The organism is Streptomyces sp. NPDC006458 (assembly GCF_040612135.1).
Classification (GTDB): domain Bacteria; phylum Actinomycetota; class Actinomycetes; order Streptomycetales; family Streptomycetaceae; genus Streptomyces.
On record NZ_JBEXPR010000012.1, the window covers coordinates 1 to 11,724 of the forward strand.

At 69.1% G+C, this 11,724-nt stretch carries 11 protein-coding genes, 1 rRNA gene and 1 riboswitch; of the genes, 11 read left to right on the forward strand and 1 reads right to left on the reverse strand.

Annotated elements, in window-relative coordinates:
- From rrf to ABZZ79_RS17795, 11 genes are all read left to right on the forward strand, one after another.
- A 5S ribosomal RNA gene (gene rrf, locus ABZZ79_RS17745) occupies nucleotides 1–95 on the forward strand; the annotation flags it as partial.
- A gap of 109 nt (nucleotides 96–204) precedes the next feature.
- Entirely contained in the window at nucleotides 205–813 is a 609-nt protein-coding gene (locus tag ABZZ79_RS17750; RefSeq protein ID WP_356689855.1) for a CDP-alcohol phosphatidyltransferase family protein, read from the forward strand.
- 116 nt (nucleotides 814–929) lie between these two features.
- The gene (locus ABZZ79_RS17755; protein WP_356689856.1) at nucleotides 930–3,425 is read left to right on the forward strand and encodes a mannose-1-phosphate guanyltransferase; all 2,496 of its coding nucleotides are present in this window, start codon (nucleotides 930–932) and stop codon (nucleotides 3,423–3,425) included.
- A 140-nt stretch (nucleotides 3,426–3,565) separates the two neighbouring features.
- A complete protein-coding gene (locus ABZZ79_RS17760; RefSeq protein WP_356689857.1) occupies nucleotides 3,566–4,489 on the forward strand; it encodes a DUF881 domain-containing protein in 924 nt (307 codons plus the stop codon).
- The gene (locus tag ABZZ79_RS17765; protein WP_003988855.1) at nucleotides 4,486–4,818 is read left to right on the forward strand and encodes a small basic family protein; all 333 of its coding nucleotides are present in this window, start codon (nucleotides 4,486–4,488) and stop codon (nucleotides 4,816–4,818) included. The genes ABZZ79_RS17760 and ABZZ79_RS17765 overlap by 4 nt, the downstream gene beginning before the upstream one ends.
- A gap of 5 nt (nucleotides 4,819–4,823) precedes the next feature.
- Nucleotides 4,824–5,654, forward strand: a complete 831-nt coding sequence (locus tag ABZZ79_RS17770; RefSeq protein WP_356689858.1) for a DUF881 domain-containing protein — start codon at nucleotides 4,824–4,826, stop codon at nucleotides 5,652–5,654.
- 61 nt (nucleotides 5,655–5,715) lie between these two features.
- Nucleotides 5,716–6,678 (forward strand): FHA domain-containing protein, encoded by a 963-nt coding sequence (locus ABZZ79_RS17775; protein WP_356689859.1) that lies wholly within the window; start codon nucleotides 5,716–5,718, stop codon nucleotides 6,676–6,678.
- Nucleotides 6,679–6,720: 42 nt separating this feature from the next.
- Nucleotides 6,721–7,458: a MerR family transcriptional regulator gene (locus tag ABZZ79_RS17780; protein ID WP_356689860.1), complete on the forward strand. Its 738-nt coding sequence runs from the start codon at nucleotides 6,721–6,723 to the stop codon at nucleotides 7,456–7,458.
- A 254-nt stretch (nucleotides 7,459–7,712) separates the two neighbouring features.
- Nucleotides 7,713–8,186, forward strand: a complete 474-nt coding sequence (locus ABZZ79_RS17785) for a bifunctional nuclease family protein (protein ID WP_004002801.1) — start codon at nucleotides 7,713–7,715, stop codon at nucleotides 8,184–8,186.
- A 257-nt stretch (nucleotides 8,187–8,443) separates the two neighbouring features.
- Nucleotides 8,444–9,124 (forward strand): MerR family transcriptional regulator, encoded by a 681-nt coding sequence (locus ABZZ79_RS17790; protein ID WP_356689861.1) that lies wholly within the window; start codon nucleotides 8,444–8,446, stop codon nucleotides 9,122–9,124.
- 103 nt (nucleotides 9,125–9,227) lie between these two features.
- Nucleotides 9,228–10,589: a DNA polymerase IV gene (locus ABZZ79_RS17795; RefSeq protein WP_356689862.1), complete on the forward strand. Its 1,362-nt coding sequence runs from the start codon at nucleotides 9,228–9,230 to the stop codon at nucleotides 10,587–10,589.
- 442 nt (nucleotides 10,590–11,031) lie between these two features.
- On the opposite strand, the gene ABZZ79_RS17800 is transcribed toward ABZZ79_RS17795, so the two are convergent.
- Nucleotides 11,032–11,406 carry a PRC-barrel domain-containing protein gene (locus ABZZ79_RS17800; protein ID WP_356689863.1) on the reverse strand — a complete coding sequence of 125 codons (375 nt, stop codon included), beginning with the start codon at nucleotides 11,404–11,406 and terminating at the stop codon, nucleotides 11,032–11,034.
- A gap of 114 nt (nucleotides 11,407–11,520) precedes the next feature.
- Nucleotides 11,521–11,616, forward strand: a riboswitch (glycine riboswitch).
- Nucleotides 11,617–11,724 lie beyond the last annotated feature (108 nt).

Here is an 11,724-nt window from a genome sequence, read left to right on the forward strand (position 1 = left end):
AAACGCCCGGTTACATTCCGAACCCGGAAGCTAAGCCTTACAGCGCCGATGGTACTGCAGGGGGGACCCTGTGGGAGAGTAGGACGCCGCCGAACTCCTTTTATAGCTCCGGTCCCTGGGTGGATAACCCAGGGGCCGGAGCTTTTTTGCGTTGAGGTAGGGTCAGGGGGCATCGTTCGCACGTTTACCGCAGGAGGCCCCCGGTTGGAGGTCCAGGAGACCCGTGTCCAGACGGACAGGGTGTTCACCATCCCGAACATCCTGAGCATGGCACGTCTGCTCGGCGTACCGCTCTTCCTGTGGTTGATCCTCAGACCCGAGTTCGGGGGCCCGAAGAGTGACGGCTGGGCGCTCCTCGTGCTGGCGCTCAGCGGGATCAGTGACTATCTGGACGGCAAGCTGGCGCGACGGTGGAACCAGGTCAGCAGCCTCGGCCGGCTCCTGGACCCCGCGGCCGACCGGCTCTACATTCTCTCCACCCTGGTAGGACTGACCTGGCGGGAGATTCTGCCCCTGTGGTTGACCGCGGTACTACTCGCGCGTGAGCTGGTCCTGTTGGTGATGGTGGGGATCCTCCGTCGGCACGGGTATCCGCCGCCCCAGGTGAACTTCCTCGGGAAGGCGGCTACATTCAACTTGATGTACGCCTTCCCACTGCTCCTGCTCAGTGACGGAAGCGGATGGATCTCGTCACTAGCCGCTGTTTTCGGATGGGCGTTCGCAGGATGGGGTACAACGCTCTACTGGTGGGCAGGAGTTCTCTACGTAGTGCAAGTCCGCCGTCTCGTTCGTGCGGACGCCATGGCCGATTGACCTCGCGGATGGACCCGGCCGCAACGGCGCGATCGCCCGCAACCCAAAGGTGCGGGACAATTCGAAGCGGGTGAAGTCGGCTAGACCGTCGTCTCTTCGAGGAGGACGCTTCCGACATGAAGGCCGTCGTGATGGCCGGAGGCGAAGGCACACGCCTGCGCCCCATGACCTCAAGCATGCCCAAGCCGCTCCTGCCGGTGGTCAATCGGCCGATCATGGAGCACGTTCTGCGGCTGCTCAAGAGGCATGGGCTCAACGAAACCGTGGTCACCGTCCAGTTCCTGGCCTCGCTGGTCAAGAACTACTTCGGTGACGGTGAAGAGCTCGGCATGGAGCTCACCTATGCCAACGAGGAGAAGCCGCTCGGTACCGCCGGTAGCGTCAAGAACGCCGAAGAGGCGTTGAAGGACGACGCTTTCCTGGTCATCTCCGGTGACGCCCTCACCGACTTCGACCTGACCGAGCTCATCAATTTCCACAAGGAGAAGGGCGCACTCGTCACCGTCTGTCTGACGCGTGTGCCCAATCCGCTGGAATTCGGCATCACCATCGTGGACGAAGAGGGGAAGGTGGAGCGCTTCCTCGAGAAGCCGACCTGGGGCCAGGTCTTCTCCGACACGGTGAACACGGGCATCTATGTGATGGAGCCCGACGTATTCAACTATGTCGAGGCCGATGTGCCTGTCGACTGGTCCGGCGATGTCTTCCCGCAGCTGATGAAGGAAGGCAAGCCGGTCTACGGGTTCGTGGCCGAGGGCTACTGGGAGGACGTCGGCACGCACGAGAGCTACGTCAAGGCCCAGGCCGACGTGCTCGAACGCAAGGTCGACGTGGAGATCGACGGTTTCGAGATCTCACCGGGCGTATGGGTGGCCGAGGGTGCCGAGGTGCATCCCGACGCCGTTCTGCGCGGGCCGCTTTACATCGGCGACTACGCCAAGGTCGAGGCCGGCGCGGAGATTCGGGAGCACACCGTCGTCGGGTCGAACGTGGTCGTCAAGAGCGGCGCGTTCCTGCACAAGGCCGTCGTGCACGACAACGTGTATATCGGCCAGCACAGCAATCTGCGCGGCTGTGTCGTCGGCAAGAACACCGACATCATGCGGGCTGCCCGGATCGAGGACGGCGCGGTCATCGGGGACGAGTGCCTGATCGGTGAAGAATCGATCGTTCAGGGGAACGTGCGCGTCTACCCCTTCAAGACGATCGAGGCCGGCGCCTTCGTCAACACCTCGGTCATCTGGGAGTCCAGAGGGCAGGCGCATCTGTTCGGCGCCCGTGGTGTCTCCGGGATTCTGAACGTGGAGATCACGCCCGAGCTGGCCGTGCGGCTGGCCGGTGCCTACGCGACCACGTTGAAGAAGGGCTCGACCGTCACCACGGCTCGTGACCACTCCCGTGGCGCCCGTGCGCTGAAGCGGGCTGTCATCTCCGCGTTGCAGGCCAGCGCCATCGACGTACGGGACCTGGAGAACGTACCCCTGCCCGTGGCGCGGCAGCAGACGGCGCGGGGGAGCGCCGGCGGGATCATGATCCGCACGTCGCCCGGGGTGCCGGACTCGGTGGACATCATGTTCTTCGACGGTCAGGGCGCGGATCTTTCGCAGGGGAGTCAGCGCAAGCTGGACCGGATTTTCGCGCGCCAGGAGTACCGGCGGGCGTTCCCGGGCGAGATCGGGGATCTGTATTTCCCGGCGAGTGTCTTCGACTCGTACACCGGTTCGCTGCTGCGGAACGTCGACACGACCGGGATCGCCGAGTCGGGGCTGAAGGTCGTCGTCGATGCGTCGAACGGCAGTGCCGGCCTGGTCCTGCCCAGCCTGCTGGGCAAGCTCGGGGTGGACTCGCTGACGATCAATCCCGGTCTCGACGAGTCCCGGCCGACCGAGTCGGCCGAGACACGGCGGTCGGGGCTGGTGCGGCTCGGCGAGATCGTGGCGTCCGCGCGGGCTGCGTTCGGCGTGCGGTTCGACCCGGTCGGCGAGCGGCTGTCGCTCGTGGACGAGAAGGGGCGGATCGTCGAGGACGACCGGGCCCTGCTGGTGATGCTCGACCTGGTGGCCGCGGAGCGGCGCAGCGGGCGGGTGGCGCTGCCGGTGACGACGACGCGGATCGCCGAGCAGGTGGCGGCGTACCACGGCACGCAGGTGGAGTGGACGACGACTTCGCCCGACGATCTCACGCGGGTCGGCCGGGACGAGGCGACCATCTTCGGAGGTGACGGCAAGGGCGGCTTCATCGTCCCCGAGTTCAGCAGCGTCTTCGACGGTACGGCGGCCTTCGTGCGGCTGATCGGGCTGGTCGCGCGGACGCAGCTCACGCTGAGCCAGATCGACGCGCGGATTCCGCGTGCGCACGTCCTCAAGCGCGATCTGGCGACCCCGTGGGCGGTCAAGGGTCTGGTGATGCGGCGGGTCGTCGAGGCGGCCGGAGATCGCTTCGTGGACACCACGGACGGTGTGCGGGTCGTCGAGACGGACGGGCGCTGGGTCATGGTGCTGCCCGACCCGGCCGAGGCGGTCACCCATCTGTGGGCGGAAGGGCCGGACGACGCGTCGGCGCAGGCCCTGCTCGACGAGTGGTCGGCCGTCGTGGACAGCGCCGGGCGGTAGCGGCGCGGTCCACGAGACGTCCGGCGAGTGTCGCCGGACGGTGAAAACGCAGCACGCGCGCGTGCCGGACAGCTGCCCTCAGGGGGCCTGTCCGGCACGTCAGCGGGGCCATTCGGAGGTACGTGCCGCGACGTGCGACGATGTGCGGCATGTCGGAGCCCCCCGTTCGGAGCAGTCCGGCGCGTGCCCCGCGTCCGGACGCCTCCATGTCGCTGCTCACCAACGTCATGGATCACAGCCTGGACGACGGCTACGCGGAGGCCTCGGCCCGCAAGGCCGCCGCGGGCGAGGGCGGACTGCCCAAGACGCTCCGGGCGAAGCTCGGCCTGGCCGCCGGTCTGGTGCTCGCGGCACTCGTGGTGACCGTCGGCGCCGCGCAGGCGCGGGTCGCGGCCCCTGTGGTGGCCAAGGAGCGCGAGGAGCTGATCGACCGCATCGGACGGGAGACCGACGCCGCGGACGATCTGGAGAAGTCCGTGGACGAGCTGCGGGACGATGTGGGCGCGCGGCAGCGGGAGGCGCTCAAGCACAGCGGCGGCGGTGGCCAGGCGGATCTGGTGGGTGTCCTGTCGGGTGCCATGGAGGTGCACGGGCCCGGAGTGAAGCTCGTCGTCGACGACGCCAAGGGGACCTCCGGCGGCGGGGACGGCAACCCGCGCGGGACGTCCGGTTTCTCCGACACCGGCCGGGTGCGTGACCGTGATCTCCAGCGCGTGGTGAACGGGCTGTGGGAGTCGGGCGCCGAAGCCGTCTCCGTCAACGGGCAGCGGCTGACGGCGCTGTCCGCGATCAGGGCCGCCGGTGACGCGATACTGGTCGACAACAGGCCGCTGGTGCCGCCGTACACGGTGCTCGCGGTGGGGGACGGAAAGAGGCTGAGCACCCGCTTCCAGGACAGTGCGGACGGTCTGTATCTGCATGTCCTGCAGGAGAACTACGGGATCCGCACCGCCATCTCCGCGGAGGACGAGCTCCGGCTGCCCGCGGCGCCGAGCGTGATCGTACGTACAGCACAGCCGATAACCGAGACAGCACAGTCGCAAGCTGAGAAGGGCACATCGTGATCGCCGTACTGGGCCTCGTCGTGGGAGTCGTGGCCGGCCTCTTGGTCCGGCCTGAGGTTCCGGCGGTGGTCGAGCCTTATCTGCCGATCGCCGTCGTGGCGGCGCTGGACGCCGTGTTCGGCGGCCTGCGGGCCATGCTCGACGGGATCTTCGACGACAAGGTCTTCGTGGTGTCGTTCCTGTCGAACGTCGTGGTCGCCGCGCTGATCGTGTTCCTGGGGGACAAGCTGGGCGTGGGGGCGCAGCTGTCCACGGGCGTGGTGGTCGTCCTCGGCATCCGGATCTTCTCCAACGCGGCCGCGATCCGCCGTCACGTGTTCCGGGCGTGAGGCCGATGAGCAACCAGGACGAGACCGCCGAGAACCGGCTGCGCAAGGAACTGCCCGAAGAGGTGCCCGCGGCGCCTCCCGTCGCGCCTGCCGAGGAGCCGTCGGAGCCCGTGCTCACGGGTCGCCGGCGGTTGGTCCAGGGCCTGTGGCCGCCGCGGGTCAGCCGGGCCCAACTCATCGTCGCCCTGCTCTTGTTCGGCCTGGGCTTCGGCCTCGCCGTGCAGGTCGCGTCCAACAGCGACGACGGCACGGCTCTGCGTGGGGCACGCCAGGAAGATCTTGTGCGCATCCTCGATGAACTGGATGACCGTACTCAGCGTCTTGAGGACGAGAAGCAGGGTCTCGAAAAGCAGCGGGACGAGCTGGAGAACAGCTCCGACCAGGCGGAGGAGGCCCGCAGGCAGACGATCGAGAAGGAGAGGCAACTCGGCATCCTGGCGGGCACGGTCGCCGCTCAGGGGCCCGGTATCACGATGACGATCGACGACACCAAGGGCACCGTCGAGGCCGACATGCTGCTCGACGCCATCCAGGAGCTGCGCGCGGCCGGTGCCGAGGCGATCCAGGTCAACGGCGTCCGGGTGGTGGCCGGGACGTACTTCACGGACTCCGACAACTCCGTGAGCGTCGACGGGAACAAGATCAACGCGCCCTATCGTTTCCAGGTCATCGGCAAGCCTCAGGATCTCGAACCGGCACTCAACATCCCAGGAGGCGTGGTGCAGACGCTGGAGAAGGAGCAGGCCACCGTTACGGTTGAGCGGTCGGACAAGATCATCGTGGACGCCTTGCGGCCTGCGAAGCAGCCTGACTACGCTCGGTCGTCCTCCCAGTGAACCGGGGGTGCATGGGGGACGTCCGTCGAGGGCAAGAGGTTGCGGGGGGTCGCCGCACCGAATGGGTGGTGCGTGGTGGAAACTGTCTGGTGGCTACGGACGTTGTCATGATGTCCGGCTCGGTCAGAGTGTGCAGTCAGGGTTCGTCCTGCCCCACGGGCGGGTCTGTTTCGGTCAAGGGGAATCGCCCGTGAAGTTGTTTGCGAAGTTGTTCGGCAAGAGCGCGCGAGAGGGCCGCGACAACAGCGCCACCGCTCGTCATCGCGCACAGCCCGACGCCGAAGGTCAGCGCCCGCTGTTCCGTGACCAGGTCTCTGGTCCGGGCGGTGACATTTCCGGCGTCCCGGGCGCGCCGTCGGTTGACCCTGCCCAGGCGGGCGGCATAGGTTTCGGCCAACCGTCGACCTCAGGTGCGGGTGGCGGATTCCCCGCCGACCCGTACGCGTCCAACGCCCCGGCGGGGCAGCCGCGGCAGGAGGATCCGTCCATGTCGGCCCTGGTGTGTCAGAGGTGCGGTAACCGCAACGCGGAGAACAGCCGCTTCTGCTCCAACTGCGGTGCTCCGCTGCGGGCCGGTGCGGCCCCGGAGCGTCCCTCCGAGACGACGTCCACGATCTCCATCAGCGGGCTGGAGGCCTACGACGCCGAGGTGACCGGCCAGACGCAGATCCCGGCGCTGTCGCCCGAGGCGCAGGCCGCTGTCGACGCGCTGCCGCTGGGCTCGGCGCTGCTGGTCGTACGCCGTGGTCCGAACTCGGGCAGCCGCTTCCTGCTGGACGGCGAGCTCACCACGGCCGGCCGTCACCCGCAGAGCGACATCTTCCTGGACGACGTGACGGTCTCGCGCCGCCACGTGGAGTTCCGGCGCAGTCCCGATGGCTCGTTCACCGTGGCCGACGTGGGCAGCCTGAACGGCACGTACGTCAACCGTGAGCGGATCGACCAGGTCGGCCTGCACAACGGTGACGAGGTGCAGATCGGCAAGTACCGGCTCGTCTTCTACGCGAGCCGCCAGGGCATCTGACCCGCCCCGGACAAAGGTCCGGGGGACCCCCAGGGAAGGTCCATGCTTCAAACACCGAGCGGCGGTGCCGGGAGTGGCACCGCCGCGGCGGACAGTGGACTGATGAGCATCGGCACGGTGCTGAACGTGCTGCGCGAGGAGTTCCCCGAAGTCACGATCTCCAAGATCCGTTTCCTGGAATCGGAAGGGCTCATCGAACCGCAGCGCACCCCTTCGGGGTACCGCAAGTTCAGTGCGAGTGACATCGAGCGTCTCGGCCATGTGCTGCGGATGCAGCGGGACCACTATCTGCCGCTCAAGGTGATCCGCGAGTATCTCGACGCCGTGGCGCGTGGCGAGGATGTGCGGCTTCCGGCCGTCGGCCGCCAGCGGGACGGCGAGGCCCTGCCGGAGGCGGCAGAGGGGCCCACGGCGGCCCGGATCGGGCGGGCGGAACTGCTCGCCGCGGCCGGGATCGAGGAGTCCGAGCTGGTGGAGTGGGAGTCCTACGGACTGATCGCACCACTGCCGGAAGGGGTGTACGACGCCGAGACGGTCACCGTGGCGACCCTGGTGGGCGAGCTGGGGCGGTTCGGTATCGAGCCGCGGCACCTTCGGGTGATGAAGGCGGCCGCCGACCGTGAGGCCGGGCTGGTGGACCAGGTGGTGGCCCCGCTCAGACGACATCGCAATCCGCAGACCAGGGCGCATGCGGAGGCCCGAACGAAGGAGCTCGCCGGGCTCACGGTGAAGTTGCACTCGGCGCTGGTGCAGACGGCGCTCGGGGTGCGGCTGCCCTGAGGTCGGGGCCGGTGGTGACCGGATCGGGTGCGGGTCCCTGGTGCGGTCGGTGACGGGATCGGGCGGCGGTCCGCGGTTCTGGTCGGTGACCGGAGACCGGAAGCGGGTTTCCCGTCCCGGTCGGAGAGTGGGGCGGTTCCCGGGCTGGTCGGTGGCCGGATCGGTCGCGCTCGCGGGTCCGACTCCCCACAGGATCAGTCTCCTCTGTCGGGCCCGACTACCCAAACGTCCCGGGCACGGCCTAGGGTTGCTGTGTGAACGAGCTCGATGTCGTAGGTGTCCGGGTCGAAATGCCCTCCAACCAACCGATCGTGCTCCTGCGCGAAGTGGGAGGCGACCGCTACCTCCCCATCTGGATCGGGCCGGGGGAGGCGACGGCCATCGCTTTCGCGCAGCAGGGCATGGCCCCCGCACGGCCGCTCACTCACGACCTGTTCAAGGACGTGCTGGAGGCCGTCGGCCAGGAGCTCACCGAAGTGCGCATCACGGACCTGCGTGAAGGCGTCTTCTACGCCGAGCTGGTCTTCGCCAGCGGGGTCGAGGTGAGCGCCAGGCCGTCCGATGCCATAGCGCTGGCGCTGCGCACCGGCACGCCGATCTACGGCAGTGACGGGGTGCTGGACGACGCGGGTATCGCGATCCCGGACGAGCAGGAGGACGAGGTGGAGAAGTTCCGCGAGTTCCTCGACCAGATCTCGCCCGAGGACTTCGGCACCAGCAGCCAGTGAGCCGCGGCCGGGCCGGACGGAGGGGATCAGCGGCCTCGCCGGACGGTGTGTGGGCGACGTCGCCGCGGCTTGTGCCAGCGGCGATTGAGAGCGTCCTGCGGTCCCCCGCGAGTGCATTCGGCTAGCCTTTCCCCGCGGTGGAGCAGGGGAAACCACTCCTGGGGTGATTATCACTCGGCGTGCCGAGTGTGGCGATCGTTGACGCACCCTTGGTGACTGCCTACCGTCGAGAGGGCAGGTCAAGGACGGAGGTCGGCGTGAGAAGCAGCGGCGACGGTACGGCTGGGGGTGCCCCCGGACGCGGTCTGGGGGAGAGCGGCCCGTACCCTCCCCAGGGCTCTCGGCTGCACTCCAGCCGCGGATATCCCGATCATGGCAGCGCGCCCGATCATTCCGCCCAGCGGCCCACGGCCGTGCCCGGCGGTGGGGTGGCGCAGGGGGCGGCGGAGGAGGTCGGCTACCGGGGGCCGACGGCCTGTGCGGCCGCCGGCATCACCTACCGCCAACTGGACTACTGGGCGCGCACCGGGCTGGTCGAGCCCAGCGTGCGACCCGCGTACGGGTCGGGGACGCAGCGGCTGTACAGCTTCAGGGACGTCGTCGTCCTGAAGATCGTCAAGCGTTTCCTGGACACCGGGGTGTCGCTGCAGAACATCCGCAGTGCCGTCCAGCACCTGCGTGAGCGCGGGTTCCGCGATCTGGAGCGCATGACGCTGATGAGCGACGGCGCCACCGTCTACGAGTGCACCTCGCCCGACGAGGTGCACGCCCTGCTGCAGGGCGGTCAGGGCGTTTTCGGGATCGCCGTGGGTGTGGTCTGGCGGGACGTCGAGAGCGCGTTGTCGCAGCTGCACGGGGAGCGCATCGACACCGGGGAGACGCTCGTCGGCCACAACCCGACGGACGAGCTGGCCCGGCGGCGCAACAAGGCGGTCTGAGGCGGTCGAGGGGCTACCGGAACGCCGAGTTCCGGCAGCCCGCGAGTGAGATTCTCCGCCGTGCGTCCGGGCATTGTCAGTGGCGTGGTGCAGCATCGGAGATGTGAGAACCGCGCCCACGATCCTGCATCTCGACATGGATGCCTTCTTCGCCTCGGTGGAGCAGGCGTCCAAGCCGAGCCTGCGCGGGAAGGCCGTGGTCGTGGGCGGGCTCGGGCCGCGCGGGGTGGTGGCGACCTGCTCGTACGAGGCCCGGGTGTTCGGGGTGCACTCCGCGATGCCGATGGCTCAGGCGCGGCGGCTGGCGCCCAACGCCGCGTATCTGGTGCCGAGGTTCGGGCTGTACCGGGCGGTCAGCGAGCAGGTGATGGCGCTGCTGCGGGCGCTGTCGCCGCTGGTGGAGCCGCTGAGCCTGGACGAGGCGTTCGTGGACCTGGAGGCCGGGGAGGCGGCCTGGGACGCCGGGTCGGCGCGGCTGGCGGGGGTCAGGCTGCGCGCGGACATACGGACCGTCACGGGGCTCACGGGCTCGGTCGGGCTGGCCGCCTCCAAGATGCTGGCGAAGATCGCCTCCGAGCAGGCCAAGCCGGACGGGCTGGTGCTGATCGAGCCGGGGACCGAGCGGGCGCTGCTCGGACCGATGACGGTACGGACCCTGCCGGGAGTGGGGCCGGCGACGGGCGACCATCTGAGACGGGCGGGCATCCACACGGTCGAGGAGCTCGCCGAGGCGGGCGAGGACGAGCTGGTGCGGCTGGTCGGGAAGGCGCACGGGCAGGCCCTCTACGCGATGGCGCTCGCGCGCGACGAGCGGTCCGTGGTGGCCGAGCGGGAGACCAAGTCGGTGTCCGTCGAGGACACCTACGACGTGGACATCCACGATCGGGTGCGGGTCGGGCTGGAGGTGCAGCGGCTGGCCGACCGCTGTGTACGGCGGCTGCGGGGGGCCGGGCTGTCCGGGCGGACGATCCAGCTGAAGGTACGGCGGTACGACTTCTCGACCCTGACCCGGTCCGAGACGCTGCGGGGGCCCACCGACGACCCGGCGGTGGTGCGGGAGGCCGCGCTGCGGCTGCTGGAGGCCGTGGACACCACGGGCGGGGTGCGACTGCTCGGGGTCGGGGTGAGCGGCCTGGCCGACTTCACCCAGGAGGACCTGTTCGCGCAGGCCGCGGGAGAGGCGGAGCAGGCGGCCGAGGAGGAGTCGGGCGAGGAGAGGGCGAAGGAGTCCGAGGAGCCCCAGGGGCGGCGGTGGGCTCCGGGACACGATGTCCGGCACGCCGAGTACGGGCACGGGTGGGTGCAGGGCAGCGGTCTGGGGCGGGTCACGGTGCGGTTCGAGACACCGACGTCGGAGCCGGGGCGGGTGCGGACGTTCAGGGTCGAAGATCCCGAACTCGAAGGGGCGGATCCGTTGCCGTTGGTGCGGGGAGGACCGGTGGTCCCGGGGGCTGCGGCGGTCTAAGGCTGGGCGGGGACGCTTGGCGGCCCGGGCGGAGGGCGGGGTCCTGCCGAGCTGGGCGGAAGGCGTTCGGCGTCCCGTGCGCCTCGGGCGTCGGCCGTGTCGCCTCCCTCCGCGCGACATGGGACCTCGACTGCGGGCCGTACGGGGCTGGTCGCGCAGTTCCCGCGCCCCTGGAGGTCGGCTGCGCACCCGGCAGGAGCGAGGGGAACGCGGCGGCGGCCACCGAACGCTGGCGTATGGCGCGACAGCCTCGTCCGAGGCCGGCCCGTGCGAGTCCGCGTCGCAAGGATCATGGGTCGTCGCCGCACTCAGCCCTGCCGAAAGGCCGCCCCCGCCCTGTCCGTGCGGCGCGAGGGGCAGCCGGGCCGGGCCCACCCATCCCATAGTCGCGCGGGGCGCGGTCCGGGGCGTGCCCGCCGGAGGGCGGCAGGAGGGGGTCGCTTCAGTGGGGCTCCTCCTTGCCCGCCACGTTTCCGAAGTCCCGGTCGGGAAGTGGTGGAGGCGGGGCCACATCCAGGCCGTAGTGGTGGTAGAGCTGGAGTTCCTGTTCGGGGGAGAGATGGCGGCCCACGCCGAAGTCGGGTGCATCCTTGATCAAGGCTCGCTCGAAGGGGACGTGGAGTGTGCCCTCGATCAGTTCGCTGGGCTCCAGGGGGACGAAGGCGTCCCTGGAGAACAGGCCGGTGCGTATGGCCGCCCATTCCGGCACGCCGGTCGCGTCGTCGAGGTACACCTCGTCGATCGTGCCGATCTTCGTGCCGTCGCGGTCGAAAGCCTTGCGGCCGATCAGATTGCGCGGATCGATGTCGGTCTGCACGAGCCCTCCACTTGGTCGGAACTCATCCGTAAGCACTACGAAAGAGCACATTGGTGAGCCCGGCCACTCGAAGGCCCGGAGGCGAACCTCGCTGGTAGGCTTGCAGATGGCTGCTGACCCCGTGCGGGAGAGTCCTCCGGTGATCACCGGAGGCGCCGAAGGAGCAAATCCTCCCCGGAATCTCTCAGGCCCACGTACCGCACGGATGAGGCCACTCTGGAAAGCAGGGCGGGTGTTCACGGCTTCCGCTCTCACCGACGGTGAAAGCCGGGTGCCCTCGGGCCACCCGGTGAAGCTCTCAGGTTGAGATGACAGAGG

Coding starts and splice junctions, on each gene's coding strand:
- ABZZ79_RS17755 (WP_356689856.1), top strand. CDS start 930: ATGAAGGCCGTCGTGATGGCCGGAGGCGAAGGCACACGCCTGCGCCCC.
- ABZZ79_RS17760 (WP_356689857.1), top strand. CDS start 3,566: ATGTGCGGCATGTCGGAGCCCCCCGTTCGGAGCAGTCCGGCGCGTGCC.
- ABZZ79_RS17770 (WP_356689858.1), top strand. CDS start 4,824: ATGAGCAACCAGGACGAGACCGCCGAGAACCGGCTGCGCAAGGAACTG.
- ABZZ79_RS17775 (WP_356689859.1), top strand. CDS start 5,716: ATGGGTGGTGCGTGGTGGAAACTGTCTGGTGGCTACGGACGTTGTCAT.
- ABZZ79_RS17780 (WP_356689860.1), top strand. CDS start 6,721: ATGCTTCAAACACCGAGCGGCGGTGCCGGGAGTGGCACCGCCGCGGCG.